The sequence below is a fragment of the Streptomyces sp. 12E genome, assembly GCF_055633275.1.
This window is the reverse complement of the sequence record NZ_JBVNCJ010000001.1, coordinates 2699949-2724515: the sequence shown is the minus strand read 5'-3', so window position 1 is coordinate 2724515 and position 24567 is coordinate 2699949. Positions and strand designations below refer to the sequence as shown.

24 protein-coding genes, 2 tRNA genes and 2 pseudogenes are annotated in these 24567 nt (G+C 73.7%); 11 read left to right on the top strand and 17 right to left on the bottom strand.

From position 1 onward, the window contains the following. Positions 1–7: 7 nt before the first annotated feature. The gene (locus ACZ8ZB_RS12725; protein WP_470737829.1) at positions 8–613 is read left to right on the top strand and encodes a lytic polysaccharide monooxygenase auxiliary activity family 9 protein; all 606 of its coding nucleotides are present in this window, start codon (positions 8–10) and stop codon (positions 611–613) included. An 88-nt stretch (positions 614–701) separates the two neighbouring features. Here ACZ8ZB_RS12725 and ACZ8ZB_RS12720 read toward each other — a convergent pair. From ACZ8ZB_RS12720 to ehuB, 6 genes are all read right to left on the bottom strand, one after another. Continuing rightward, positions 702–775 (bottom strand) — tRNA-Lys (locus ACZ8ZB_RS12720). Between the two features lie 86 nt (positions 776–861). Continuing rightward, positions 862–1620, bottom strand: a complete 759-nt coding sequence (locus ACZ8ZB_RS12715; protein ID WP_470737828.1) for an IclR family transcriptional regulator — start codon at positions 1618–1620, stop codon at positions 862–864. 209 nt (positions 1621–1829) lie between these two features. Beyond that, entirely contained in the window at positions 1830–2630 is an 801-nt protein-coding gene (ehuA, locus tag ACZ8ZB_RS12710) for an ectoine/hydroxyectoine ABC transporter ATP-binding protein EhuA (RefSeq protein WP_470737827.1), read from the bottom strand. Next, positions 2620–3270: an ectoine/hydroxyectoine ABC transporter permease subunit EhuD gene (ehuD, locus tag ACZ8ZB_RS12705; RefSeq protein WP_470737826.1), complete on the bottom strand. Its 651-nt coding sequence runs from the start codon at positions 3268–3270 to the stop codon at positions 2620–2622. The genes ehuA and ehuD overlap by 11 nt, the downstream gene beginning before the upstream one ends. Next, positions 3270–3983: an ectoine/hydroxyectoine ABC transporter permease subunit EhuC gene (gene ehuC / locus ACZ8ZB_RS12700; protein ID WP_470737825.1), complete on the bottom strand. Its 714-nt coding sequence runs from the start codon at positions 3981–3983 to the stop codon at positions 3270–3272. The genes ehuD and ehuC overlap by 1 nt, the downstream gene beginning before the upstream one ends. Then, positions 3980–4894, bottom strand: a complete 915-nt coding sequence (ehuB, locus tag ACZ8ZB_RS12695) for an ectoine/hydroxyectoine ABC transporter substrate-binding protein EhuB (RefSeq protein WP_470737824.1) — start codon at positions 4892–4894, stop codon at positions 3980–3982. The genes ehuC and ehuB overlap by 4 nt, the downstream gene beginning before the upstream one ends. Here ehuB and ACZ8ZB_RS12690 point away from each other — a divergent pair. Beyond that, positions 4893–5444, top strand: a complete 552-nt coding sequence (locus tag ACZ8ZB_RS12690; protein ID WP_470737823.1) for a DUF3830 family protein — start codon at positions 4893–4895, stop codon at positions 5442–5444. The genes ehuB and ACZ8ZB_RS12690 overlap by 2 nt on opposite strands. 27 nt (positions 5445–5471) lie before the next feature. Here ACZ8ZB_RS12690 and ACZ8ZB_RS12685 read toward each other — a convergent pair. Next, positions 5472–5826 (bottom strand): annotated as a pseudogene (locus tag ACZ8ZB_RS12685) (NAD(P)-dependent oxidoreductase); the annotation flags it as partial. Between the two features lie 2 nt (positions 5827–5828). On the opposite strand from ACZ8ZB_RS12685, the pseudogene ACZ8ZB_RS12680 reads away from it, so the two are divergent. From ACZ8ZB_RS12680 to ACZ8ZB_RS12665, 4 genes and pseudogenes are all read left to right on the top strand, one after another. Then, a pseudogene (locus tag ACZ8ZB_RS12680) lies at positions 5829–6195 on the top strand (maleate cis-trans isomerase family protein); the annotation flags it as partial. Further along, positions 6192–6923 carry a maleate cis-trans isomerase family protein gene (locus tag ACZ8ZB_RS12675; RefSeq protein ID WP_470737822.1) on the top strand — a complete coding sequence of 244 codons (732 nt, stop codon included), beginning with the start codon at positions 6192–6194 and terminating at the stop codon, positions 6921–6923. The pseudogene ACZ8ZB_RS12680 and the gene ACZ8ZB_RS12675, both read left to right, overlap by 4 nt. A gap of 101 nt (positions 6924–7024) precedes the next feature. After that, positions 7025–7828, top strand: coding sequence for a hypothetical protein (locus tag ACZ8ZB_RS12670; protein WP_470737821.1), 804 nt, complete (start codon positions 7025–7027; stop codon positions 7826–7828). 379 nt (positions 7829–8207) lie between these two features. Then, a complete protein-coding gene (locus tag ACZ8ZB_RS12665) occupies positions 8208–9308 on the top strand; it encodes an LLM class flavin-dependent oxidoreductase (protein ID WP_470737820.1) in 1101 nt (366 codons plus the stop codon). On the opposite strand, the gene ACZ8ZB_RS12660 is transcribed toward ACZ8ZB_RS12665, so the two are convergent. Then, on the bottom strand, positions 9284–11131 hold the full coding sequence (locus tag ACZ8ZB_RS12660) for a putative bifunctional diguanylate cyclase/phosphodiesterase (RefSeq protein ID WP_470737819.1): 1848 nt from the start codon (positions 11129–11131) through the stop codon (positions 9284–9286). The genes ACZ8ZB_RS12665 and ACZ8ZB_RS12660 overlap by 25 nt on opposite strands. 458 nt (positions 11132–11589) lie before the next feature. On the opposite strand from ACZ8ZB_RS12660, the gene ACZ8ZB_RS12655 reads away from it, so the two are divergent. Next, positions 11590–12807 (top strand): M6 family metalloprotease domain-containing protein, encoded by a 1218-nt coding sequence (locus ACZ8ZB_RS12655; RefSeq protein ID WP_470737818.1) that lies wholly within the window; start codon positions 11590–11592, stop codon positions 12805–12807. 47 nt (positions 12808–12854) lie between these two features. Here ACZ8ZB_RS12655 and ACZ8ZB_RS12650 read toward each other — a convergent pair. From ACZ8ZB_RS12650 to ACZ8ZB_RS12640, 3 genes are all read right to left on the bottom strand, one after another. Beyond that, positions 12855–12928, bottom strand: a tRNA-Lys gene (locus ACZ8ZB_RS12650). Further along, positions 12919–13494: a bifunctional DNA primase/polymerase gene (locus ACZ8ZB_RS12645; RefSeq protein ID WP_470737817.1), complete on the bottom strand. Its 576-nt coding sequence runs from the start codon at positions 13492–13494 to the stop codon at positions 12919–12921. The genes ACZ8ZB_RS12650 and ACZ8ZB_RS12645 overlap by 10 nt, the downstream gene beginning before the upstream one ends. Before the next feature lie 106 nt (positions 13495–13600). Next, a complete protein-coding gene (locus tag ACZ8ZB_RS12640; protein ID WP_470737816.1) occupies positions 13601–13966 on the bottom strand; it encodes a hypothetical protein in 366 nt (121 codons plus the stop codon). A 321-nt stretch (positions 13967–14287) separates the two neighbouring features. Here ACZ8ZB_RS12640 and ACZ8ZB_RS12635 point away from each other — a divergent pair, with 321 nt between their 5' ends. Further along, complete coding sequence (locus ACZ8ZB_RS12635) at positions 14288–14773, top strand: hypothetical protein (RefSeq protein ID WP_470737815.1); 486 nt, start codon at positions 14288–14290, stop codon at positions 14771–14773. A 171-nt stretch (positions 14774–14944) separates the two neighbouring features. Here ACZ8ZB_RS12635 and ACZ8ZB_RS12630 read toward each other — a convergent pair whose 3' ends face one another. Genes ACZ8ZB_RS12630 through ACZ8ZB_RS12615 form a run of 4 tightly spaced genes read right to left on the bottom strand, consistent with a single transcriptional unit; the run spans position 14945 to position 19932 of the window. After that, positions 14945–16294 carry an AAA domain-containing protein gene (locus ACZ8ZB_RS12630; RefSeq protein ID WP_470737814.1) on the bottom strand — a complete coding sequence of 450 codons (1350 nt, stop codon included), beginning with the start codon at positions 16292–16294 and terminating at the stop codon, positions 14945–14947. Further along, a complete protein-coding gene (locus tag ACZ8ZB_RS12625) occupies positions 16291–17892 on the bottom strand; it encodes a hypothetical protein (RefSeq protein ID WP_470737813.1) in 1602 nt (533 codons plus the stop codon). Before ACZ8ZB_RS12625 ends, ACZ8ZB_RS12630 begins: the two co-directional genes overlap by 4 nt. After that, the gene (locus ACZ8ZB_RS12620; RefSeq protein WP_470737812.1) at positions 17883–19022 is read right to left on the bottom strand and encodes a hypothetical protein; all 1140 of its coding nucleotides are present in this window, start codon (positions 19020–19022) and stop codon (positions 17883–17885) included. Before ACZ8ZB_RS12620 ends, ACZ8ZB_RS12625 begins: the two co-directional genes overlap by 10 nt. Further along, positions 18973–19932, bottom strand: coding sequence for a phosphatase PAP2 family protein (locus ACZ8ZB_RS12615; RefSeq protein ID WP_470737811.1), 960 nt, complete (start codon positions 19930–19932; stop codon positions 18973–18975). The genes ACZ8ZB_RS12620 and ACZ8ZB_RS12615 overlap by 50 nt, the downstream gene beginning before the upstream one ends. A 188-nt stretch (positions 19933–20120) precedes the next feature. On the opposite strand from ACZ8ZB_RS12615, the gene ACZ8ZB_RS12610 reads away from it, so the two are divergent. Then, a complete protein-coding gene (locus ACZ8ZB_RS12610; protein ID WP_470737810.1) occupies positions 20121–20720 on the top strand; it encodes a histidine phosphatase family protein in 600 nt (199 codons plus the stop codon). Positions 20721–20850: 130 nt separating this feature from the next. Here the strand turns inward: ACZ8ZB_RS12610 and ACZ8ZB_RS12605 are convergent, their stop codons facing one another. Further along, a complete protein-coding gene (locus tag ACZ8ZB_RS12605) occupies positions 20851–22299 on the bottom strand; it encodes a hypothetical protein (protein WP_470737809.1) in 1449 nt (482 codons plus the stop codon). 256 nt (positions 22300–22555) lie between these two features. On the opposite strand from ACZ8ZB_RS12605, the gene ACZ8ZB_RS12600 reads away from it, so the two are divergent. Both ACZ8ZB_RS12600 and ACZ8ZB_RS12595 read left to right on the top strand, forming a co-directional pair. Continuing rightward, positions 22556–22942 (top strand): hypothetical protein, encoded by a 387-nt coding sequence (locus ACZ8ZB_RS12600; protein ID WP_470737808.1) that lies wholly within the window; start codon positions 22556–22558, stop codon positions 22940–22942. Positions 22943–23051: 109 nt separating this feature from the next. Then, positions 23052–23921 carry a spermidine synthase gene (locus ACZ8ZB_RS12595; protein WP_470737807.1) on the top strand — a complete coding sequence of 290 codons (870 nt, stop codon included), beginning with the start codon at positions 23052–23054 and terminating at the stop codon, positions 23919–23921. A gap of 67 nt (positions 23922–23988) precedes the next feature. Here the strand turns inward: ACZ8ZB_RS12595 and ACZ8ZB_RS12590 are convergent, their stop codons facing one another. Further along, positions 23989–24552, bottom strand: a complete 564-nt coding sequence (locus tag ACZ8ZB_RS12590; RefSeq protein WP_470737806.1) for a hypothetical protein — start codon at positions 24550–24552, stop codon at positions 23989–23991. Positions 24553–24567: the final 15 nt, after the last annotated feature.

Sequence of the window (24567 nt, the reverse complement as noted above, 5' to 3'; positions counted from 1 at the left end):
CGGCAGCATGCGCACAAGGACCAAGATGTACGCGGCCGCGGTGGGACTGGCCACGACCGGAGCACTCGTGCTCTCCTCCGGTGGTGCCAGCGGCCACGGCTACACCGATCTGCCGGTCAGCCGGCAGAAGCTCTGCCAGAACGGCTCGGTGACCAACTGCGGATCCATCCAGTGGGAGCCGCAGAGCGTCGAGGGCCCGAAGGGCTTCCCCGCCTCGGGTCCCGCCGACGGACGGCTCTGTTCCGCGGGCAACGCGCCCTTCGCCCAGCTCGACGGCCCGAAGACCCCCTCGGGCGGCGCCTGGCCCACCACCCGGGTGTCCGGCGGCCAGAACTACACCTTCCGGTGGCAGTTCACGGCGATGCACGCCACCACCGACTTCAGGTACTACATCACCAGGCCGGGCTGGAACCAGAACCACAACCTGGCCCGCTCCGACCTCAACCTCACGCCGTTCCTGACCGTTCCCTACAACGGCCAGCGCCCGCCGCAGACGCTGTCGCACAGCGGCCGGCTGCCGTCCGGGCTCAGCGGGCACCACGTGATCCTCGCGGTGTGGACGGTCCACGACACGGGCAACGCGTTCTACGCCTGCTCCGACGTCACGTTCTGAGCGTCGCGTGCTGAGCGTCCCGGACCGCCGCGACACCCCGTCCGGGCACGCCAAAGGGCCTCTCGCTCCCACGAGAGGCCCTTCTCGGTGCGCCGCCAGGGACTCGAACCCCGGACCCGCTGATTAAGAGTCAGCTGCTCTAACCAACTGAGCTAGCGGCGCATGACTCCCGCCGTCCGCTTTCGCGGTCGGCGACAGGGAAAATACTACCCGGTCCCGGAGGGTGGTCCGTGCCACCGCCGGCCCGCCTAGATCGTCAGGGACAGCAGCACCGGGGCCGCGCTGCGGTTGAGCGTGTCGGCGGCCCGGCGCAGGCGGTGGGCGTGCGCGACCGGCAGGGACAGCGCCAGACAGCCCACCGAGGAGCCGGCCGTGAGCGGGACGGCCGCGCAGACCGTGCCGACCGCGTACTCCTGGAGGTCCAGCACGGGCACGGTGGGCGGCTGCGCCGCCAGCCGGGAGAGCAGCAGCGCGTCACTGGTGATGGTGCGCGAGGTGAGCCGGGCCATCCGGTGCCGGGCGAGGTGGTCGCGCCGGCCGTCGTGGTCGAGCTGGGTGAGCAGGCTCTTGCCCACCGCGGTGGCGTGCGCGGAGCAGCGGAAGTCCACCCACTCGTTGACCTTCGGGGTGGCCGGGCCGTCGGCGTACTGGGTGACCCTGACCTCGCCGTCGACGTACCGGCTGAGGTAGACGGCGGCGCCCACCCGGTCGCGGAGCCGGTCCAGGGTGCGCTGGAGCTTCTCGCGCAGAGCCTCCTGGTGTCCCTCGGCGGCGCCCAGCCGGGCGAAGGCCGCCCCGGTGACGTACCCGCCGTCGGCGATCTGCTCGACGTAGGCCTCGCGGCGCAGCATCCGCAGGAGCGCGGTCAGCCGCTCCGCGGCGAGGCCGGTCTCCCGGGCGATGTCGGTGTCGGTGACTCCTGTGGTGTGCCGCGCCACCGTCTCCAGGACGCGCAGCGCGTCCTGGACCGAGCGGTACGGCGCGGTCGGCTCGTGCCTCAGCGCCACGGTTTCCCCCTGCGCTCGCGTATGGGGCCGCAATCCGGTCAGCGAATCCCCTCCACGATAGCCGCCGAGCGGCTCCCGGAAAGCGGGTGTTGACAAGAATGCGGCCCCCTGATCTGCGGCGTCGGCCCGCTGGCATGTGCCGGTGGACTGCTCCACGGCGTGTGTCCCGGACACTGCCCCGCTCACGGTCCGCGGTCACAGCTCCGTGGTCACAGCACCGCGCTGAGGAACTCCCGCGTCCGGTCGTGCTCGGGCTCGCTGAAGATCTTCTCCGGCGCGCCCGCCTCGATGATCCGGCCCTGGTCGAACATCAGCACCTGGTCGGAGATGTCCCGGGCGAAGTTCATCTCGTGGGTGACGCAGAGCATGGTGATGTCGGTGGAGCGGGCGATGTCCCGCAGCACGTCCAGCACGCCCGCGACCAGCTCCGGGTCGAGCGCCGAGGTCACCTCGTCGAGCAGCAGCACCCGGGGCCGCATCGCCAGCGCCCGCGCGATCGCCACCCGCTGCTGCTGACCGCCGGACAGCTGTCCGGGGCGCTTTCCGAGGTGGTCGGTCAGCCCGACCATCTCCAGCAGCTCCCGCGCCCGCTCCTCGGCCGCGTCCTTGGACATGCCGAGCACGGTGACCGGGGCCTCGGTGATGTTCCGCAGCACCGTCATGTTCGGGAACAGGTTGAACTGCTGGAACACCATCCCGATCTTCTTGCGGACCTCGCGGACCCGCTTCTCGGGGGCCGGGAACAGCTGCTCCCCGTCGACGGTGATCGTGCCCTCGTCCGGCTTCAGCAGCGTCATCAGCAGCCGCAGGATCGTGGTCTTGCCCGAACCGGACGGGCCGATCAGCGTGACGTGCTTGCCGGCGTCCACGGAGAAGTCCAGGTGGTCCAGGACCGTGTGGTTTCCGAACCGCTTGGTGACCTGTTCGAGTCGGATCAGCTCGCCGGTGCCGCGCGGGCCCCCGGGACGCTCCGGCTTCTTGCCGAACGGGGCGTGGGTGTCAGTGGACAAGGCGTCGCTCCAGGGCTCGCAGGGCAAGGGAGGCCAGGTAGGAGATGACGACGAAGGCCACGCCGATCACCGTCAGGGGCTCGGTGAACTGGAAGTTCTGCTGGGAGAACAGCCGCGCCTCACCGAGCATCTCCAGCACGGTGACGGCCATCAGCAGCGGCGTGTCCTTCAGCATCGAGATGACGTAGTTGCCGAGCGCGGGCACCACCCTGCGCACGGCCTGCGGCAGGATCACCGCGGTCCACGTCCGGCGCGGCGGCAGGTTCAGCGCCGTCGCCGCCTCCCACTGGCCGACCGGCACGGCCTCGATGCCCGCGCGGTAGACCTGCATCGTGTACGTCGAGTAGTGCAGCCCGATGGCGAAGACGCCGGTGGTCAGCGCCGAGAAGGTCACGCCCCACTCGGGCAGCACGTAGAAGAGGAAGAACAGCTGCACCAGCAGCGGGGTGTTGCGGACGAACTCCGTGACGGCGCCGACCGGCCAGGTCACCCAGCGCGTCGGCGCCCGCATCAGCAGCGCCCACACCAGACCCAGCGCGAACGAGATCAGCGAGCCGAGGGCCAGGATCTGCAGGGTGACCAGCAGACCGTCCCAGAAGTGCGGCATGAAGTCGGAGACCGCGCTCCAGTCCCACTTCATCAGGCCGCACCTCCCACGGTGGTCGTCTCGGGCCGCTTCAGCTCCACGTCCGGGTCACGGACCGGAACCTTGCCGACGCCGGCCTTCAGCTTCTTCTCCAGACCGCGCATGACCCGGGTGAGCAGGAAGGCGATCACGAAGTAGATCAGCAGGATGTACGTGTAGATCTCCGCGCTCTCCTGCAGCGCCAGGCGCACCAGGTTGCCGCTGAACGCCAGGTCGCCCATGCCCATGATCGACACCAGGGCGGTGCCCTTGAGCAGTTCGACCAGCAGGTTGGAGAAGGGCGGGATCATCTCCGGCACCGCCTGCGGCAGCAGGATCAGCCGCATCCGCTGCCAGGGCGTGAAGCTGAGCGCGACACCGCCCTCGCGCTGGGCCGGGTCGACCGCGGCGAGGGCGCCGCGCACGATCTCCGAGCCGTACGCCCCGTAGGTCAGGCCGAGCGCCAGGGTGCCCGCCCACAACGGCACCAGCTGCCAGCCGAAGGCCGGGGGCAGCACGAAGAACACCCAGAAGATCATCACCAGCGCCGAGGTCCCGCGGAACACCTCGGTGTAGAAGCCGGCCAGGAAGCGGACGATCCACAGCCGGTGGGTGCGCGCGACGCCGACCACGAAGGAGACCGCCGTCGCCAGCAGCGCGCTGAGGACGAGCAGCTGCACCGTCACCCAGACGCCGTCGAGTACGAGTTCCCAGAGTCCCGGTGTCATCCGCCGCAGAGCTCCTTCGCGGTCAGATTCGTCATCTCGTCCTCGGTGAACCCGAAGGGCCTGAGGATGCGAAGCAGTTCACCGCTCTTCTTGAGCTTCCGCAACTCGACGTTGAAGGCGTCCCGCAGCGTGGTCTCGGTCGGCCGGAAGGCGAACGCGCCGCCGTCGACGTGCGGCTTCCCGCCGACGATCGGCTTGAAGGCCTCCGTGACCTCCGCCTTGCTCGACTTCTTCACCACCTCGCGGGTGGTGAGCGCGGTCCCGGCGAAGACGTCGACGCGTCCGGCCTCGACGGCGTTCAGGCCGGCGACCTGGTCGGGGACGATCAGGATGTCGCCCTCCTCGTACCCGGCCTCGACGGCGTACGCGATCTCCGCGTACCCGGTGCCGGTGGCGAACCTCGCCTTCTTCTCCACGACGTCCCGGTAGTCGTGCAGGCCTTTCGGGTTGCCCTTGCGCACGATGAACGCGTCGAGCATCTGGTAGTCGGGGTCGGAGAAGATGACCTGCTCACAGCGCTCGGGATTGACGTACATCCCGGCGGCCACGACGTCGAACTGCTGGGAGTTCAGCCCGGGTATCAGCGAGCCGAACTCGGTGGGCACGGGCTGCACCCGGTCCACGCCGAGCCGTCCGAAGATGACCCTGGCCAGTTCCGGCGCCTCGCCGGTCAGCTCGCCGTCCCTGTCGATGTAGCCGAACGGGATCTCACCGGCTATGCCCAGGCGGACGACGCCCGCGGCCCTCAGCCGGTCCAGCAGGTCACCCCCGTCGGTGGCCGCCGCCGTCGGCACCCGGGAACAGCCCGCGGCACCCAGTGCGCCGAGCGCCGCGACCCCCGCGAGCAGCGACCGGCGTGTGGGTCCGGGGGCTTCCCGGAGTCGTCTCAGTGGTTGCAGTGGTGGAGCCATGGCGGCGCGGCTACCCGAAGCGATGCGATTTATTCCGGCCAGTTTCGGCCCCGTCCGGCGGCCGGGCGGTCGTGACCGGGGCGGGACGACGGGGGACACGGCAGACCGGTTCCTGGAGATCTCCCTGGTCACGCGCGGGATCAGCCGCACGGCCCGCCTGCCCGACGACCGGGCCCCGCTCACCTGCGAGGCCGTCCGGAAATCACCCCCGCCGTCCGGCGACGTCCACCACGCCGAGTACGCGCGCAACGAGGTCCACGCCCTCTTCCCGCCCTTCGCGGGACGGGACCGCCCCTGGAGAACCCGACCGTCACCCCCCGTCCCGGGCGACCTGCGCTGCTTCTCCTTCGCGGGCGCCGAGCCGGGCACGGCGTCCCACGGTCACGGCCGCGAGGTCCGCCCCGGTACGACGGTCGTGGACCTGGCCCTGTCCCACGAGCGCGACGACCTGCTGCTCGACGGCGGCGTGGGCCGGGGCCCCGGCACCGCTCCCGGGACGCGGCGGTCCGGCGGCAGCCGTCGGGGAGCCCCGCGGCGGCCGGTTCGGTGAGCCCGGACATCGGTCCCCCTGGACACGTCAGTGGCCCGGTACGTACCCGCGCTGTTTGTCGACCACGTGCACCAGCGGCCTGCCCGCCGCCCCCAGCTCGAACAACTCCACGAACCGCGCCCCGAGTTCGTCCCGCCGGCCGACCGTGCCCCCGCTCATGTGCGGGGACGCGACCAGATCCGGGAGCCCCCGCAGGGGGCTGTCCGCGGGGGAACGGCTCGGTGGTGAAGACGTCCAGCGCGGCGCCCGCGGTCCAGCGCCGCCGCAGCGCCTCGGCCGGCGCGTCCGCCACCACCAGCCGGCCCCGGCCGACGTCGACGAAGTACGCGGACGGCTGCATCACGCCGAACCGGCGGGCGTCGGACGTGCCGCGCGTCGCCTCTCGCCTCCACGGGGCTGACCCGGCGGATCCGGAAGGTCACCTGCCGCGAGGCGGTGGACCTGGCGCGGCGGGCGGCGGTGCGCGGCCGGCTCGGCGCGGCGGAGGCGCTCTTCCCCTACTGCCTACTGCACCGATCCGCCGGCCTGTGACGTCATACCGCAGCTCGGGGCCGAACTGTGCATACCGGTCATCTCGGCCAACCAGGTGACCAGGTGGGCGGCGTTGCGCCGATTGGGTACCCGAGGGGTGGGACCGTATCAGGCGCCGACCGACGCGTCGGCACGCTCCGGGACCGTACCGCCGGGTCAGGCGTCCGGTCCCGTGGCGCCGGACGTGCCGGAAGGGAAGCAGCAGGAAGGCTGGACATGACCGCACTGGGATTCCTCTATCCGGGCCACTCCGCAGAGGACGACTATCCGCGCATCGAGCAGTTGCTGGGCAGCGACATCCGGGTGGACCTGGTGCACACCGACATCGGTGAGGACGCGCACCGGGTGGACGCGCTGCTCCAGATGGGAGCGCCCGAGCGGCTGGCGGCCGGCCTCCAGCAGCTGCGCCTCTCGGGCGCCGAGGCGGTGGTGTGGGCCTGCACCAGCGGCGGCTTCGTGCACGGCTGGGAGGGCGCCCACGAGCAGGTGCGCAGTCTCGCCCTGGCGGCGGGCATGCCGGCGTCGTCGACGTCGTTCGCCTTCGTGCGCGCGGTGCGGGAGGTCGGGGCGCGGCGGGTCGCCGTCGGCGCGGCCTACCCGGACGACGTGGCCCTGCTCTTCGCCGAGTTCCTGCGGGCCGGCGGGGTGGAGGTGACCGGGGTGCGCAGCTCCGGGACCGTCACGGCGGCGGAGGCCGGCGCCTGGGGCGAGGAGGAGCTGTTCGCGCTGGCCCGCGCGGCCGACACCCCGGACGCGGACGCCCTGCTCCTGCCGCACACGGCCCTGCACACGATCGCCCACATCCCCGCCCTGGAGAAGGAGCTGGGTAAGCCGGTCCTCACCGCCAACCAGGTCACCGCCTGGGAGTGCCTGCGCCTGGCCGACCGCCGGGTGAACGCCCCTGAACTCGGCGCCCTGTTCACCCGGGAGCCGATCGTCCAGGTCTGAGGGCGGCCCGGCGCAACCTCGATCGACCCACGGCGGTCTCACTCCGGTGAGCCCCGCGCCGCGACCGGGCGCGGGGCGCCGGAACCAGGGAGTGAACACCCATGAGGACCACCGCCGTCCGCCGTACCGTCCTGACCGCCTCCGCGGCCGCCCTCGTCCTTCTGGTCACCGCTTGCGGCGGCGGGGACGAGGAGGGCGGGAGCGGCGGCGACAAGGCGGCGAAGGGCGACGCCGCGTCCGGCGCCCCGGCCGCGAAGGCGCTGACCGCCGCCGAACTGGAGAAGCTGGTGGTCGCCCCGGCCGACCTCGAGGACCACAAGGTCGCCGAGCCGGGCAAGGACGACGTCTTCGACCCCGGCACCCTCTCCGTCGAGCAGGCCGAGTGCGAGCCCGTCGCCCAGGCGCTGTCGTCCGTGCCGACGGGCACGCCGGCGGCGAGCGTCCAGCGGCTCGTCACCCAGGAGTCCGAGGCGGCGAAGAAGGGCATGCCGGACCTCACGGGGCTGACGGAGAAGGAGGCCGAGGAGGCGATGCTCGACTCCCTCGACATCACCAAGACGATGACCTCCCTCCGGTCCTACGACGCCGACGGCGCACAGCGGACCCTCGCCGCGCTGCGGGAGGCCGGCAAGAAGTGCGCCGGGGGCTTCGCCATGTCGATCGGCGGTGAGAAGCAGCAGGTCACCAAGGTCACCGAGGAGAAGCTCGCGGCCGGCGAGGACGCGGTCGCCTGGACGGTGGGCACCGAGCTGGACGGCACCCCCGCCGACACGAAGGTCGTCGTCTTCCGCCAGGGCACCACGCTCGCCGGGTTCTCGTCCTTCAACATCGCGGCGGTCGGCCGGGGCGAGGCGTTCGGGCAGCCGACCGCCGTCATCGAGGCGCAGGAGGCCAAGCTCGGCTGATCCGTGCTCCGCCGTGGACCGGGTGACGTCCCCCTCCCGGTCCACGGGGCCCGCGGAGGCGGCGCCATGGGGCGGACACGGAAGAACCCCGGTCCCGCTGGAGCGGGCCGGGGTTCTGTTCGAGCGCCGGGCAGGCCTTGCACCTGCATCTCCCCGCAGGAAGCGGGGCGTCTTTCCTTGGACCACCAACGCGTGACCACTGTCGGGGGGCGACCCCCTCAGCGAGCAAGATGATCGTATCGCATGATCGTCGAGCGCGCACACCGGTGGGCGGCGCGGGGCGGCCGGCCCCTGCGGGAGTGCGCGGGGAATAACCGGGGACCGTCTCCTGTTATGTCGCGCAGCGACCGTCACACCCCACAGCAGGAGGCACCCCACCATGGCCGCAGACGCCGCAGAGGAGATCCGGGGCACCGCCCACGGCACCGCACCCGTCCCGCTCTCCGTGCTGGACCTGGTGACCGTCGGGGCGGGCCGGACCGCGAGCGACGCCTTGCGCACCAGCGTGGACATCGCCCGCCTCGCCGAGTCCCGCGGCTTCCACCGCTACTGGGTCGCCGAGCACCACTCCATGCCCGGCGTGGCCTCCTCCTCGCCCGCCGTGATCCTGGCGCACCTCGCCGCCCACACCGGGCGCATCCGCCTCGGCTCCGGCGGGGTGATGCTGCCCAACCACGCGCCGCTGGTCATCGCCGAGCAGTTCGGCACCCTGGAGGCCATGGCGCCGGGCCGGATCGACCTCGGGCTCGGCCGCGCCCCCGGCACCGACGGGGCCACGGCGGCGGCCCTGCGCCGCTCCGACCGGCTGAACGAGGGCGCCGACGACTTCCCCCAGCAGCTCGCCGAGCTCACCCGCTTCCTCGACGACGACTTCCCCGACGGCCACCCCTACCGCCGCATCCACGCCGTCCCCGGCCCGGTGCAGGCGACCTCGCCCGGCGGCGTGCAGTCCCCGCACCGGCCGCCGATCTGGCTGCTCGGCTCCTCCGGCTTCAGCGCCCGGCTGGCCGGCATGCTCGGCCTGCCCTTCGCCTTCGCCCACCACTTCTCGGCCCAGAACACCGTCCCCGCGCTGGACCTGTACCGCGAGACCTTCCGCCCGAGCGAGGTCCTCGACGAGCCCTACGCCCTCATCGGCGTCTCCGCGCTCGCCGCGGACGACGAGAAGGAGGCCCGCCGCCAGGTGCTGGCCGCCGCGCTCAACATGGTCCGGCTGCGCACCGGCCGCCCTGGCCTCGTGCCCACGCCCCAGGAGGCGGAGGCGTACGACTTCAGCCCGATGGAGCGGGAGTTCGTCGACTCCTGGAACGCCAACGTCGTCCACGGCACCCCCGACGAGGTCCGCACCGGGCTGGACGAGCTGCAGAAGCGCACCGGCGCCGACGAGTTGATGCTCACCGCCAACGCCCACGGCGGCGACGTGCGCCTGCGCTCCTACGAACTGATAGCCGACGCCTACGGATTGCCCACGCCCGCCTGAACCCCGGGCGCGCCCAGCAGCTCGGAGATGCGGTCCGGCGGCACCGGGCGGGAGTACAGCCAGCCCTGACCGGTGTCGCACCCGATCCGGCGCAGCCTCGTCGCCTGCGCCGAGGTCTCCACGCACTCCGCGGTGACCGTCAGACCGAGCCGGTGGGCGAGCTGCACCATCGCCTCGACGATGACCTCGTCCGCCGGGTTCGGCGGGGCGGCGGCGCGCTCCTCGTACTGGAAGCCCCGGACGAAGGAGCCGTCCAGCTTCAGCACCGACACCGGCAGCCGGCTGAGGTAGGCCAGGTTCGAGTAGCCGGTGCCGAAGTCGTCGATGGCGATGCGCACGCCCATGTCGCTGAGCGCCTTCAGGACCTGGATCGGCCGGCCGGACGAGCCCATCACCGCCGACTCGGTCAGCTCCAGCTGGAGCAGCCTCGGCTCGAGGCCCGTCTCCTCCAGGGTGTCGGCGACGTCCGCCACCAGGTCGGAGTCCCACACCTGGCGGACCGCCACGTTCACGCTGACGAAGATCGGCGGCTCGTCCGGGTGCTCCACCTGCCAGTCGCGGGCCTGCCGGCACGCGGTGCGCAGCACCCAGCGGCCGAGCGGCACGATCGAGCCGTCCTCCTCCGCGAGCGAGATGAACCGATTCGGCGTCAGCGTGCCGAACCGCGGGTGGTGCCAGCGGATCAGCGCCTCCACGCCGTGCACCCGGTCGTCCTCCATGCCCACCAGCGGCTGGTACTCCAGCGCGAACTCGCCCCGCTCGATGGCCGGGCGGAGCGTGGAGGCGAGGGCCTGGCGGGTCACGCGGGAGGCGTTGCGCTCCGGGTCGAACAGCGTCCAGCGGGCCTTGCCGTCGGCCTTCGCCCAGTACAGCGTGGTGTCGGCGGCCTGCATCAGCGCGGTGGGCGTGGTCCCGGCGGCGTGCCGCTCGACCACCCCGATCGACGCGGACACCGACAGCCGGCGCCCGGAGAGGTCGAAGGGGGCCTGGATCGTGTCGAGCAGCGACTCGGCGAGGTCGGCGAGCTGTTCGGTGCCGGTGGAGTCCTCGACCAGCAGCGCGAACTCGTCCCCGCCGAGCCGGGCGACCAGCGGGGGACCGGTCCTGCTCCGGCCCGCCTCCTGCGCGCAGTGCGTCAGCCGCTCGGCGACGGCGGCCAGCAGTTGGTCGCCGACGCGGTGGCCCAGGGTGTCGTTGACGGCCTTGAACCCGTCCAGGTCGAGGTAGCACAGCCCGATCCGGCCGGTGCCGCCCTCCTCGTACGACTCCGCGTCCAGCGCGGCGGTCAGCCGCTCGAAGAACAGGGTGCGGTTGGGCAGCCGGGTCACCGGATCGTGCGACCGCACGTGCCGCAGCTGCGCCTGGAGTTCGTGGTGGTCGCTGATGTCGGCGACCGACAGCAGCACGTCCCCGCCGCCGGCGGGCAGCGGGGAGACCGTCACCCGCACCCACAGCGCGTGCCCCTCCGGGTGCTTCAGCCGGCGCGTGCAGCGCAGCCTGGTCCGCTCCCCGCGCAGCAGCTCCCGGTAGGCGTGCCAGGCACGGGCGTCGGAGGCCAGGTCCACCAGATCGGCGGCGGCGGCGCCGGCCAATGACTCCGGGGCGCGGCCCAGCAGGGCGGCGAGGGCCGCGTTGGCGCCGGTCACCATGCCCTCGCGGTCGACCACGGCCATGGCGAGCGGCGCGGCCGCGAAGACGGAGCGGTACGGCGGTGACGGCGGGGGCGGGGATTCCGTACGCGGAGACGTAGCGATCTCACTCTCTGTGACGCTCGGCCGGTTGAGTTCCGCCGCGGGCGCCGGCCCTTCGGACGTTCCGCTCACCGCTCGCTCCCGCAGTGCACTCGATCGCTGTCCGTGCAGAAAGTCTCTGATTCTCAGGAAAGTGTGCCGATCATAGAGGTCCGCGTCGGGCCCTTCCAGCCACTGTCCGGCCTCCAGGGCGGATCCGCATCCCTGCCAGATCGTTTCTGCCCGCGGGGGGACGGCTTATGCGGACCCTCGACCAATTGTGACGTTCCGTGAGTGCGCGGGATGTCGGTCCCGACCGGTCCCGCCCGGATACCCGCGTTTCTCACCCGTCCGGTGCAGCCGAACGAGGCGCAGTATGACAAATCAGCACACTCTGGGTGCGGTGTCCCGTGAACCGTCTCCCGGAGGTCCCCGTGCCGCGTCAGCTCACCCCGAGAGGACTCGGCCGTGAGGTTCTTCGGCGACGGCCGGGGCGGCTGAGCCGATCGGGTGCACCGGGCGTACGGCCCCGGCTGCGCAGCACCGCCGCGATGTGCACCACGATGTCGGCGCTCGCGGCGACCTCGATGGTGAACGTCCCCTCCGTCACCGAACCGTTCTCGGCGGCGCCCTGCGCCCTCACCCGCACCGCCGCCCACCACTCCGAGGGCCTGGACACCTGGAACACCGCCTACCCCCGCCCCGCCCGCGGCCTGGACGCGGTGATGGTGTTCCTGTCCTTCCCCGACTCCCGCCCCCTGACCACGCCCGCCGAACTCACCGCCGACCACTTCCCCGCCACCACCCGCTTCTTCGAGCAGGCCTCCTACGGCAGGTTCACTCTCCGCCCGCACGCCCTGCGGCAGTGGCTCCGGATGCCGCGCCCCTCCACGGCGTACGACATACAGCGCGACTGGACCGTCGCCCACCGGTCCGCCTACCTGCGGGACGCGCTCTCCGCGGCCGACCCGCACGTCGACTTCTCGCGCTACGACATCGTGTACTTCGTCGCCGACCCGGACGCGCCGGGCGTGGACTCCGACGCCACCAAGGTCGTCAACCTGGACCGTCCGCTGCGCGCCGACGGCGCCGACATCCGCCGGGTCGTCACCGTGTTCGAGAACCACCCCCCGGACCGGCTCGTCCTCGCCCACGAGACCGGACACGTCTTCGACCTGCCCGATCTCTACCACCGGCCCGTGGACGGCAAGGGCGACTGGGACACCCACGTCGGCGACTGGGACCTGATGGGCAGCCAGTTCGCCCTCGCACCCGACCTCTTCGGCTGGCACAAGTGGAAGCTGGGCTGGCTGGAACCCCGCCAGGTGCGCTGCGTGCAGGAGGCGGGGCCGGTACGGCTGACGCTGGAGCCGCTCGGGGCGGGGCCGGGCACGCCGGTGACGGGCGCCGCCGGGGCGCCGTCCTTCGGTCTCGGCCGGGGCATCAAGCTCGCGGTGGTGCGCACCGGTCCCGACAGCGTGCTCGCCTTCGAGGCCCGCGGGCCGGTCGGCAACGACGCGAGGGTCTGCCGGCAGGGGGTGCTGGTGTACAAGGTGCGCAGCGGCACCCGGTCGGGACGCGGCCCCATCGAGGTCGTCGACGCCCACCCGCACACCGAGGCGTGCTGGGCGGACTCGGTCTACCCGCCGCTCGCCGACGCCCCGGTCGCCCTGGGCGAGAGCTTCACGGTGCCCGGGGAGTCCGTACGGGTGGCGGTGGAGGGGCGTACGGCGTCGGGGGCGTGGACGGTGCGGATCAGCACGCGGTAGGCACGGTGAAGGCCCCCCGCTTCCGCGAGGGGCCTTCACCGTGTCTGTGCGCCGCCAGGGACTCGAACCCCGGACCCGCTGATTAAGAGTCAGCTGCTCTAACCAACTGAGCTAGCGGCGCCTGCTGACGTCGTAGACATTAGCACCCTGATCGGCGGGAGGAGAAATCGAAATCCGCACGGCCGCGCGGGCCGCCCGCACGGCCGCCCACAGCAGCACCTCCGGACCCGGCAGCCAGGGGTGACGGGTGTCGGGGGCGACGAGCCAGCGGGAGCCGGAGCGGGCGGTGGGCGAGGGGACGGTCACCGCGTCGCCGACGCCGTGGCACAGCAGCGGAGGGACACCGTCCGTGCGTGAGCCGTGCGCGCCCCACTCCTCCCACTCCAGGAGCGCCGGGAGCCGCCGCGCCGTGCCGGGCGCGGCGAACAGCAGCATCCGCCCCCGGAGCTCCGCGACCGGACCCGAGCCGGGCCCCTCCTCCCACATCCGGTCCAGCATCCGCCGCCCGAAGACCGCGGGCGCGCTCACCACGTCGAAGACCGCGCCGCAGGGCAGCACGACCGGCGCGTCCGGCCGCTCCCTCCAGTGCGAGAGCGTGCTGCGCGGATACGCGCCCGCCGAGGCGAGCCAGGTGGCACCGTCCGGCGTGACGCCGCTGACCTCGGAGGCGTTCCGTGTGCTGCTCATGACGGAAATATCTACCCGTCGTGAGGGGGCGGCTGCGCAGAGTCGCGTAAATCGGGGACGTGGAAGCGGAGAACGGGGTATCTTGCCCGCCCGGCATATGCCCGGCTCATGCGGGGCCGGCCTGCACCGGTCCTTCTCCGCCCCGCATCAGGTCCCGGCCGAACTCGACCATCTTCTTCGCGTAGTCCTCGGTCCACTCGGCGCGCTCGGCGATGTCCGCCGGCGTCAGCCGGTCGAAGCGCCGGGGATCGGAGAGCTGGGCCGCCGCCACCGCCTGGAACTCCGTCGCCCGGTCGGCGGCGGCACGGAACGCGAGCGTCAGCTCGGTCGCCCGCTCCAGCAGCGCGCGCGGATCCTCGATCGACTCCAGGTCGAAGAAGTGCTCGGGATCCGAGGCCGCCTCCGCGGGCTCGAACAGCAGGGGCGCGGGGCGTAGCCGCGGCTGCTCCCGGCGCGGCGTGTGCTCCGCCATGACTTCTCCTTCGTACGTCGCGGTCGGCCCCCCTGGAGGGCGGGCCACCGTCCATTGTCCCGCGCCCCCGCAAGAGGGCCGGAGGACCGCGCCCTCGGGCGCCGCGTGAATGGCTTCCCAGCTGCCCGGGGCGTATGCACGGACCGCTGTTCCCCGCCGGGGGCGCCGAGGCGTGCGGTGAACGCGGTGATCCACCGCCGCAGCCGCTCGTCGCGGTCACCCGCGGCTGCCGGTCCCGGGATACACTGTTCCGCTCCACCACGATCGGAGGCCACCCGAGTGTTCCCCGCACGGGCACGTGCCGGCGTTCCAGTGGCTCTGGTGATTCTCACCCTGTCCGGCTGCTCTTCCCTCTGGGACTGCACCGACACGACCGCGGAGCGCGGTGAGGCCGGTGTCAGGGTGCAGGTCGAGGACGTGTCCGGGCGGCCCCTCGGCGTCACCGCCGAGGTCGTCGACTGGCGCCTCGAGCCCCACCCGCAGGTGCCCTCCGAAGGCGACCACGTCTCCTTCCGCTACCGCTTCGACGGCGCCGACGGAGGATCCGGTCCCGCGGTGGACGCCTGCGCGGTCGACGAGGAGCGCGTGGCGCTGGGGTGCCAGACGGTCCATTCGTCCGAGGCGTTCGAGCGGGGCGGTGTCCTCACGGGCGACGGCTGGCTCGCCGTCGAGCACCCCGAGCGGGTTGCCGGAGTCCTCCTGGTCCCCAACGACCAGTCCTACGTCGGACGGACCTGCGAGGAGGACATCAAGGACGGCGGCGGTCCGCACCCCCCGGAACCAGCCGCCATGGGGGACCGGCTGTAGGCCGTCCTCCAGCGGGCGGGCGGGAGGCGTCGTCGCGCACGCTGTCGAAGGGCGACGCGCAGAAGGCGGTGCTCGCCCGGGCCCTGCCCGTCCAGCCCGACCTGCTGGTGGTTCAGGCTGCTGAGGAGGCCGTGCCCGGCGGTGCTGCTGCGGACCCCAGGTGAGCCGGGGTCAGGTCCGCCAGGCCACCCGGTGTTCCGCCAGGTGCGCCAGGACCGCGTGGTTCGCCTCCCAGCCGTCGGGAAATTTGACGAGCGTGCCCAACTGGACCGGTTCCGTGGACGGGTAGTCGTCCAGCAGGCCGGTCACCCCCTCGCGGCAGACCACGATGCAGGCGTGGCGGTGGCGGGAGGCGAGGACGCACAGGCGGCCCGTCTCCAGGTGGAAGGCGGTGGCGTCGGGGCGGCCGGAGAGGGGGTGCAGGACGACCGTGACGTCGTACTCGCGGCCCTGGAGCCGGTTGGCCGTGTCGACGGTGACGTCCGGCACGCCCAGTTCCGTGAGCGCCGCCCGTACGGCGGCGGCCTGGTCGCGGTGGGCGGTCCCCACGGCGATGCGGCCGGCGGTGAGGGGAGCGGGGTCCGGGGAGCGTTCGGAGGTCGCCGCGCCGCCCCGGTCCAGCAGCCGGCGGACCACCAGCGCCACCGCGTGCACCGCCTCCGGGTCCGTGCGCGGGGTGTGCCGGGCGGGGAGCTCCAGGAGGCCCCAGCCGGACTCCGCCGCCTCGTCGATCACCCGGTCCGCGGCCGAACCGTCCGACGGGACGGAGAAGGCGAGCGCGCGGTCGCCGTGGTCCGTGCCGCTGCGGAACGGCGTGTACGGGTAGAAGGCGTCGGAGACCAGGGGGGCCGCCGACGCCGGGAGCCGCCAGGACACCGGCAGGCGGTGCTGCGGCAGTTCGGGGTTGTGGGCGAGCAGGGTGGTCACGGCGGACGCCGACGGGTCGTACGACAGGCCCGCCCACTGCTCGCCGCCCACGATGGAGAACGGGTCCAACTGCCCCGGGTCGCCCACGAACAACGCCCGCTCGAACAGGTTGGCCACCGCGAGCAGCGCGTCCGAGCGCATCTGGTACGCCTCGTCGACGATCGCGTGCTCCCACGGCTCGACGCCCTTGACGTGCGCCCACTTCGCCGCCGTGGAGATCACCACCGGCAGCCCGGCGAGATCGGCGGCCTTCGCGGACGTGCGGACGCTGTCCAGCGCGTCCAGCGCCTTGTCGTAGGGGTCGGTGTCGCTGCTGTGCAGCCGGCCCACCGGCAGGTCGGGGTTCTTCTCGGCGAGGCGGAGGACCAGGTCGTCGACCTGTGCGTTGGTCTGCGCCACCACCATCAGCGGGCGGCCCGCCGCCGCCAGCTCCAGCGCCGCCCGCACCACCAGCGTGGACTTGCCGGCGCCGGGCGGGGAGTCGACGACGACACCGCGCGCGGCGCCGCGCAGGGTGTCGAGGAGGATCGCGTCGGTGGCGCGGGCGGCCGCCGCGCCGGGGTCGAACACGGCCTGCCGGTCAGGGGCGGTCACAGCACGTCCTCCTCGGTCACCGGGTCGGCGGGCTCGGGCACGGCCTCCTCACCGGGCGGGCCGCCGTGGGTCCACGGGGTCTCCTCCGGGTCGGGCAGCTTCGCGCCGCCGCGCGGTTCGTGCTCGAACAGCGTGAAGCACACGAGGTCGCCCTTCTCCGGGACCGAGCCCTCCTCCGGCTCCTTGCCCCGGCCCATCCTGTCCATGACGCGGAGGACCAGCAGGCCGCCCTCCGGGCCGTCCTCGTAGCCGGCGAACTCCACCGTCTGCGGCTTCCCGCCCAGCGAGCGGTACGCCCGCACCCGTTCGCCGAGGTGCGGGCGGTCGTCCGTGCGGACGGTGACCAGCGGGCGCGGGCTCGGGCGTCTGCTCTCGCTGTACGCCATCACCACGTCGACCACCTCGCCCGCGAACGCCTCCCCGGACAGCCGCCGGGCCGCCATCACCAGCGGGTCGTCGAGCGCCTCCTGCGCCTCGAGACGGGCCTGCTCCCGCTCGCGCACGGCGAGCTTGTTGGCCGCGGTCACCGCGTCGTCGCGGCGCGGCTGCGGCGGCTCACCGGCCAGGACGCGGTCCCGGTGACCGGTGAACGACCAGCGGTCGCGCGTCCACCGCTCCTCGACGCGCGCGCCCTCCGGAAGCTCCGCCAGCAGGTCGAGCCCCCGCCACACCGCGTCCCAGGTGGGCCGCGTACGGCTCTCCACCAGCGCGCGGATCTCCCGTTCGGCCCGCGTCAGCGCGCCGAGGCGGTCGTCGGCCTCCAGGCCGTCCTCCGCCGCCGCGAGCGCGGTGCGGGCCCGGTCGTAACGCTCGATCGCGGGAGCGAGCAGCTTGTTGTCGAAAGCCGGGTCGGTCGCCGGGCCCGCGGGCGGGCACACCAACTGGCCGTCGGCGTCCCGCGCCAGCTCGGCCTCCCGCGCGGCCTCGGCCCCCGAGCGTCCCTCGGGCGGGTCGATCCAGGCGAGCAGCGCCCCCAGGTGCTGGTCCTCCAGCGTGGACTGCCCGGTCGCCCAGTGCCGGGCCAGCACGTCGGTCATGGCCAGCAGCAGCGAGGAGCCGGGCACCCGGGCCCGCTCCCCGAAGTGCGTCAGCCACCGCCCCAGCAGCGGCACCCGGGGCGGCGCCGGGAACGGGGCCTCCGGATCCTGCTCCGCCGTGCGCCTGAACCGCGTGGACCGTCCGAGCAGCCGTACGAGGTCGACGCCGGCCCGGGACGGCACGATCAGCTGGGGCGCGTCCGCGCACAGTTCGACCTCGACCTTGACCCGCTTGCCGGTCTCCGGGTCGGTCTCGGAGCGCTCGGCGGCCTCCACGACGTCCGCGAAACCGTCGACGTACGGCAGCACCACGTCGGCCAGCTCGGCCAGGAACGCGAACCGCAGATCGCGGTCGCGCGGCTGCGGCACCACCAGCAGCCGCGGCGCGTCCCGGTCGGTGCCCACCAGCGCGCCGAGCGGGGCGCCCGCCTCACCGGCGGTGATGAGCGGGACGAGGACCAGGGGGCGCTCGGAGAGGTGCCGGTGCCGGACGGTGGCGGCCGGCTGGGCGCGGCCGGTGCTGACGGCCTCGAGGCGGGCGAGGGTGGCGATCAGCGACAAGGGGCCACCTCCGGGGCGGCCGTCGCCAGCGCCTCCGCGCGCAGGGCCGCCGCCCTGCGCAGCGCCGCCACCGCCGGGTCGTCGGGGTCGCCGGCCTCCCCGCGGGCCGCCGCCAGCACCTCCCCGATCGTCGTCAGACCGCCCAGCTCCGCCCGTACCGGACGGCCCAGACGGGTCACCATGTCCTGCGCGCGAGCACGCTCCCGGCAGTGGAAGGCCAGCTCGCACGCGGACAGGCACTCCGGCGCGTAGGTCGCCGGTACCGACTCCACGGCCTCGGTCAGCCGCTCGGCGGGCAGCCGGGGCGAGAAGCACGTGCCCTCGGGGAGCGCGTCGGCGATCTCCTCGATGCGGGTGAGCCGGTCCAGCTGACGGGCGGTCACCGCACGCTGCTTGCGCACGTCCACGGCGGACGCGGTGGGCAGGTTGGAGAAGTCCTTCGGGCACACCAGCAGGATCCGGTGGCGCACCCGCGGGGCCGGGTCCAGCCGCGCGGCGACCTGCTCCAGGGCCAGCACGTACACCGCCGCCTGGCGCGCCGCCGCGCCGACCTTGGCCGGGTCCGCGGCGCCGTCCAGCATCGGGAAGGACTTGATCTCCACGACCGTCCAACTGCCGTCCGGGTGCACCACCACCGCGTCCGGCTCCAGGAAGGCGGGGGAGCCCGCGACGTCGAGCGCGAGCATGGGGTGGTCGAGCAGCGTCCAGGCGCCGGGCGCCTCGGCGGCCTCGCGCAGCGCCAGCTCCGTACGGGCCGTGCGGCCCCGCGGGCCCTGGGCGGTGAGGTCGGGCACGCGCGCGCCGGCGGGCGGTTCGGCTCCGCGGTCCAGCTTCTCGTGGGCCAGGCGCAGCAGTTCCGCACCGCCGTCCGCCTTGACCTTCGCCTCGAACGCGTTGCCCCGCACGAACGCGAACTGGGACTGGCCGAAGACCGACGGCGCGCCCAACGCGTCCGCCAGCACCGCCTTGTCCACCCCGGCGCCGTCGAGGAGCGCGCGCCGTCTGCAGCCCGGGTTGGCGGCGAGGGCGGCCAGGGCGCGCGCGTCCAGCGCCTTGGCCGGGACCTCCGGGCCGCGCAGCTCAGCGAGCCGGTGCCCGAGCGCCTTCTCCCGCGTCCGAAGGGGAGGCACCCGCTCCGGCCCCTGGTCCGTACTCCGGCTCGGGGTGCCGCTGCCGTGGTATTCGCTCACCCGCGGAAGTCTGGCATCCGGCACTGACAATCGGGGAACCGGTGGCGGAGGAGTCCGCCGGGGCGGCCGAAGGACGGGGCAGGAAACGGGCCTTCGCCCGGTCCGCCAGCCGCATCACGGCCGGGGCCAGCAGCAGGCCGGCGCCCATGACGGCGGCGCCCGCCGCCGCGTCGAGGAAGTAGTGGTTCGCGGTGCCCATCACCACGATCGTGGTCACCAGCGGGTAGACGACGGCGGCCGTCTTCGTCAGGCGCGTGCGCCCGTACCGCCAGAGGATCACTCCGCACCACAGCGCCCAGCCCACGTGCAGGCTCGGCATCGCCGCGTACTGGTTGGTCATCCCGCCGAGCCCGCGCGGGGCGCTCGCCTCGCCGCCCCACCAGCCGTACGCGCTGTAGTGGGCCATCGTGTCCACGAAGCCGTGGCTCGCGTCGAGCAGCCGGGGCGGGCAGGTGGGCAGCAGGGTGAAGCCGATCAGACCGATGAAGGTGGACGTCATCAGCCAGGTGCGGGCGGCGCGGTAGTGCACCGCGCGGGAGCGGAACAGCCAGACCAGGACCGCCGGGGTCACCAGGTAGTGCAGCGACGCGTACCAGAAGTCGGCGGGTATGCCGAGCCACGGCTCGCGGGTGAAGAGACGGTTCAGCGGGTGCTCGGCGTTGAGGTACAGCGCCTTCTCGATGCGCAGGATCGCCAGGCCGTGGTCGACGGCGTCGGAGACGTCGCCGCGGACGACCAGCCGTCCCGCCGAGTAGCAGGCGTACACCAGGAGGATGAGCGGCAGCTCCGTCCACCAGCGCAGCCGGGTCGCCGGGGCAACCTCGGTGCCCGGTGTCTCGGTGTGCGGCATCCGATCGCTCCCCCTTTGTTCTCGCGCGGTGCTCCGTTCAGCGGCCAGCCACTCTACGGTGTGCGCGCGTCCCCCGTGACATGCCCTCGGCCCTGAGAGACGTCAGGACCGCCCGCCGGGTTGCCCGGGACCGGAGTGCGCGATGATGAAGGAGTCCCGCCTGCGAATTTTCACCCGGAAGGTCTCCCATGGCACCGCGCATCCTGCTGGCCCGGCACGGACAGACCGAGTGGTCGTTGTCCGGCAAGCACACCGGCAGGACCGATGTGCCGCTCCTGGAGGAGGGCCGCCGGGGCGCCAAGCTGCTCGGCGAGCGCCTGCACCGGGCGCCGTACGACGGGCTGCCCGGCGTCGAGGTGCGCACCAGTCCGCTGGTGCGCGCGCGGGAGACCTGCGAGCTCGCCGGGTTCGGCGACCGGGCGGAGCCCTGGGACACGCTCATGGAGTGGGACTACGGGGCGTACGAGGGCATGACGCCGGCCGAGATACGGGCGGTCCGGCCCGGGTGGCTGATCTGGCGGGACGGGGTCCCCGAGGGGGAGTCCCTGGCCGAGGTGACGGCCCGCGCGGACGAGGTGGTGGCCTGGGCCCGGTCCGCCGACCGTGACGTGCTGGTGTTCGCGCACGGGCACGTGCTGCGCTCGATCGGTGCGCGGTGGCTGGGGCTGCCGATCGATTTCGCCGCCCGTATCCGGCTGAACCCGACGTCCCTGTCGGTGCTGGGATGGGCGTACGGCGAGCCGGCCGTGGAGTCGTGGAACGAGACGGGGCACCTGGCGGCCGGCTGACGTCCGGGCGCCGGCCGCGCGGCCCGGCGCTCACGGGGCGCCTCCCGGAGGGGGTGCCCCCGGCGCGCTGGGGTCCCCCAGGCCGTTCGGGCAGGGGAGGCGCGACCCGACCGCGGTCGCGAGCCGGTCGTCACACCGGGCGGGGCAGGGAGTCGTGGCGGTCGAGGAAGGTGGAGACGCCGGCGGCCCGGCGGTGGGGGAGGAGGACGCGGGAGGTGCCCGCCAGCATCGTCCGGACCCGGGACGACTGGACCTCGTTCAGCAGGTCCAGCACCCGCATCCCGGCCTCGGCCGCCTCGTCGGGCAGGCCCCCGCGGGCCAGGTCGTCCGCCAGCTCCGCCGTGTACAGCGCGATGTTCCGCTTGAAGTGCGGGTCCTGCAGCTCCGCCGCCCGCCGTGCGTGCCGCGCCGCCCGCGGCCAGTCGCCCAGCGTCGACCAGCACTGCGCCTCCAGGCCCTCCAGCTCGGCCTCCCCGTAGAAGCTCATCCACTCCGGATCCGCCTCCGAGGCCCCGCGCTCGAAGTAGGCCCCCGCCCGGGCCAGCGCCTGCTCGCAGCCGGTGCGGTCGGCGAGCCCCGCCCAGCCGCCCGCCTCCCGCAGCGCCAGCAGCGACATCAGCCGCGCGGAGCCGAGCGGCCGCGCGGCCCGCTGCGCGGCCTGCGCCGCCCGCACCGCCTCCCGGGGCCGGCCCGCGTCCCGCGCGAGGAACGCCGTGTTGCAGAAGGCGTGCGCCTCCACCCCCGGGTCCCCGGCCATCCGCGCGGTCGCCAGCGCCTCCGCGTAGTGCGAGCGCGCGTCGTCGAAGCGGCCCGAGTCGTGCGCCAGCCAGCCCACCGAGATGGCCAGCTCGCCGGCGCCCGAGTACAACCGGTCCGCCGTCCGCTGCCGGGTCGTCCCCGCGTCCAGCAGCGCGTAGGCGGCGCGCAGGGGGGCCGCCGCACGGCGGTACAGCCCGTCCGCCCCGTGCCGGTCGTCCAGCAGCCGGATGCGGCGGACGGCCTCCTCCAGGGCGCCCGCGTCGCTCGCCCCCGCGCGGCGCACGGCGCGCTGCGCCGCCGACGCGTCCGGGGCGAACCCGTACGGGCTCAGCGAGGCGGCGGCCACCGTGGCGCCCCCGCCGGTCATGAATGCGCGACGCAGCACGTCGCTCTCCTCGTAGTCGTGCGTGTCGTACGTGTCGTACCGGTCCTGCGTCTCATACGGCTCGTACGCCCCGCTGTTCTCAGTCGTGGCGTTCGCCGGGTTCCCGGTGGGGGCCGGGGGCGTGTCCCCGGCGGCCCGGGTCCCGCGCCCGCGCACCGCCGAGCGGGGCGCGAAGCCCAGATCGGTCAGCGTGCGGCCGGGGAACATGTGCAGGAAGACCCGCTCATAGGCGTAGTTCGGGCAGCGGATCTCGCCCGCCTCCACCCGGTGCACATACCGCGCGTCACAGCTGACCCGCTCGCCGATCTCGCGGGCGGCCCGCCGGACCGCCGCGGCGAACTCGGCCGGCGAGCGCGGCCCGCGCAGGTGCCGGAAGACGAGGTTCGGCCGCGGGGGCCGGGGTGGCTGTGACGAGGGCACCGTTGACGACGCCATGGCCGGGTCCTCTCTGCGAACCGTCGAACCATGCCGGAATCAGGGATGTCCGTCCGTGTGGCGCCCTGCTTCCGGCGGGCTAGAACGTACCTGTTGTGACGGAGTCACTACGCGGAGTTTGGCAACAATCCGGATATGTCATCCGCGATCCGCCATGAACTGCCATCCTTTGCGGCGGTCTTTCGTCGTAGCCGTTGACGTTCCGGCTCGTTGAGCCCTGTGGACCGGGGGCCTGATGTGCGCGTTGGAGGCCGGGATGACGACCAGGCGGAGCAGGGATCCGTTGGAACTGCCGGACACGGAGTGTGACGTGGTCACGGTTCCGGCGCGGCAGGGGCTGGAGGCGGTCGACATCCTGCGGCGCGGCGGTGCGGACGCGGTGGGGCCGGTGCTCCACGACGACGGGCACGACACCCTCGGCTTCCTGGTCCCGCCGGGGACGGCCGCGGCCTGGGACGTGCCGGGCAGCGTCTGCACGGAGACGGACGGCCGCGGGCTGAAACCGGTGCCGGAGATCCCCGCCGAGGGGGTGGACTGGCTGCTGCCACCGGGAGAGGCGGAGCCGGCGACGGATCCCGCGGTGCTGCGGAAGGCGCTGGACGAGGCCCAGCGGGTGATCGAGGCCGCGGACGGGTGCGTGTGAGGTCCGGGTACGGGGCCCGCCCCGCCACCCTTGCCGTTCCCCTCCCCCGGGGGTTCCGTCCCCGGGACCCCCGCTCCTCGGACTGCGCAGGGGCTGAAAGCATGGGGCCATGGGAAGGACCAGGAACAGCGGGCGTCACCAGCCATCCGCCGAGGCCGTCGTCGAGCCGGTCGACGGAGGGCTCGCCCGGCTCGTTCCGGACCGGGAGCGGGCGCGGGGCTGGACGCTGCTGATCGACGACGCGCCGCAGTCGCACGTCGACCTCGACGACCCGGCGCACCTCTCCTTCGAGTACCAGCGCCGGTTCGGCCACGTCGTCGACCTCGCCGCCCCGCCCGGCAAGCCCCTGCGGGCCGTGCACCTCGGCGGCGGCGCCCTCACCCTCGCCCGGTACGTCGCCGCCACCCGCCCCCGCTCCACCCAGCAGGTCGTCGAACGGGACGCGGCGCTGGTGCGACTGGTCCGGCGGGAGCTGCCGTTGGACCCCAGGGCCCGTATCCGGGTGCGCTCGGTGGACGCCCGTGAAGGGCTCGCCAAGGTGCCGGACGGCTGGGCCGGACTCGTCGTCGCCGACGTCTTCAGCGGGGCCCGCACCCCCGCCCACCTCACCTCGACCGAGTTCCTCGACGACGTCCGCAGGGCCCTCGCCCCCGGCGGGGTCTACGCCGCCAACCTCGCCGACGGGCCGCCGCTGGCGCACCTGCGGGGCCAGATCGCCACCGCCGCCGCCCGGTTCGCCGAACTCGCGCTGATCGCCGACCCCGCGGTGCTGCGCGGCAAACGCTTCGGCAACGCCGTCCTGGTCGCCTCCGACGCGCCCCTGCCGATCGCCGAGCTGACCCGCCGGGCCGCCTCCGACCCGCACCCGGGCCGCGTCCAGCACGGCAGGGAACTCCTCGACTTCACCGGCGGGGCCGCCCCCGTGACGGACCGGTCGGCGGTCGCCTCACCGGCGCCGCCCGCGTCCGTCTTCCGGTGACCGGCGGCCGGCCAGCCACACGCGGGGACCTGGGCCCGTCGGTCGGCGGCGCCCGGGGCGGGACGCCTCAGTACGTCCCGATCTCCACCCGCGGCGGTCCGTCGTGCCAGGTGCAGAAGACCGACACCCGGTCCGCGCCCGCGGAGAACTCCACCCGGATCCACGTCTCCGTCTTCCACACCTGCATCGACCAGCCCGCCCCCGGAGTCGCCGAGACCAGCGACGCGGACGTCCCGCCGAGGTCGAACACCGCCCGGCCGCCCTCGGTGTCGTAGCCCTTCACCTCGCCGGAGGCGGCCGGAGCGGCGGGGGAGGGGGAGGGGGAAGGCGGGGGAGCGGCGGTCCGGGACGGCTCCGGATCCGGCTCGGGGGACGGCGTCCCGTCGGGCCCCGCCGACGGCTTCCGGGTCCGCCCGGTGTCCTTCGGACCCGCCGTCCCGGAGGGGCGCCGCGTCGACGACGACACCGGATCCGACTGTTCGGCGGCCGCGTCGACCGCCGCGACGGGCAGGGCGCGGGGCGGGTCGTAGGCGGTGCCCGTCAGCACCGTGCTGACACCCCACCACGACAGCGTGACCGCCGCGCCCGTGGCGAGCAGCCAGGCCAGTACGTGTACGAGTCCTCTGCGCATCGTCGGCCCATACTG

What these genes read in the sequence shown, in the direction of transcription:
- ACZ8ZB_RS12725 (WP_470737829.1), top strand. Translation starts at nt 8, where the DNA reads ATGCGCACAAGGACCAAGATGTACGCGGCCGCGGTGGGACTGGCCACG.
- ehuD (WP_470737826.1), bottom strand. Translation starts at nt 3,270, where the DNA reads ATGAAGTGGGACTGGAGCGCGGTCTCCGACTTCATGCCGCACTTCTGG.
- ehuC (WP_470737825.1), bottom strand. Translation starts at nt 3,983, where the DNA reads ATGACACCGGGACTCTGGGAACTCGTACTCGACGGCGTCTGGGTGACG.
- ACZ8ZB_RS12690 (WP_470737823.1), top strand. Translation starts at nt 4,893, where the DNA reads ATGGCGGCGCGGCTACCCGAAGCGATGCGATTTATTCCGGCCAGTTTC.
- ehuB (WP_470737824.1), bottom strand. Translation starts at nt 4,894, where the DNA reads ATGGCTCCACCACTGCAACCACTGAGACGACTCCGGGAAGCCCCCGGA.
- ACZ8ZB_RS12675 (WP_470737822.1), top strand. Translation starts at nt 6,192, where the DNA reads ATGACCGCACTGGGATTCCTCTATCCGGGCCACTCCGCAGAGGACGAC.
- ACZ8ZB_RS12670 (WP_470737821.1), top strand. Translation starts at nt 7,025, where the DNA reads ATGAGGACCACCGCCGTCCGCCGTACCGTCCTGACCGCCTCCGCGGCC.
- ACZ8ZB_RS12665 (WP_470737820.1), top strand. Translation starts at nt 8,208, where the DNA reads ATGGCCGCAGACGCCGCAGAGGAGATCCGGGGCACCGCCCACGGCACC.
- ACZ8ZB_RS12655 (WP_470737818.1), top strand. Translation starts at nt 11,590, where the DNA reads ATGTGCACCACGATGTCGGCGCTCGCGGCGACCTCGATGGTGAACGTC.
- ACZ8ZB_RS12645 (WP_470737817.1), bottom strand. Translation starts at nt 13,494, where the DNA reads ATGAGCAGCACACGGAACGCCTCCGAGGTCAGCGGCGTCACGCCGGAC.
- ACZ8ZB_RS12640 (WP_470737816.1), bottom strand. Translation starts at nt 13,966, where the DNA reads ATGGCGGAGCACACGCCGCGCCGGGAGCAGCCGCGGCTACGCCCCGCG.
- ACZ8ZB_RS12615 (WP_470737811.1), bottom strand. Translation starts at nt 19,932, where the DNA reads ATGCCGCACACCGAGACACCGGGCACCGAGGTTGCCCCGGCGACCCGG.
- ACZ8ZB_RS12610 (WP_470737810.1), top strand. Translation starts at nt 20,121, where the DNA reads ATGGCACCGCGCATCCTGCTGGCCCGGCACGGACAGACCGAGTGGTCG.
- ACZ8ZB_RS12605 (WP_470737809.1), bottom strand. Translation starts at nt 22,299, where the DNA reads ATGGCGTCGTCAACGGTGCCCTCGTCACAGCCACCCCGGCCCCCGCGG.
- ACZ8ZB_RS12600 (WP_470737808.1), top strand. Translation starts at nt 22,556, where the DNA reads ATGACGACCAGGCGGAGCAGGGATCCGTTGGAACTGCCGGACACGGAG.
- ACZ8ZB_RS12595 (WP_470737807.1), top strand. Translation starts at nt 23,052, where the DNA reads ATGGGAAGGACCAGGAACAGCGGGCGTCACCAGCCATCCGCCGAGGCC.
- ACZ8ZB_RS12590 (WP_470737806.1), bottom strand. Translation starts at nt 24,552, where the DNA reads ATGCGCAGAGGACTCGTACACGTACTGGCCTGGCTGCTCGCCACGGGC.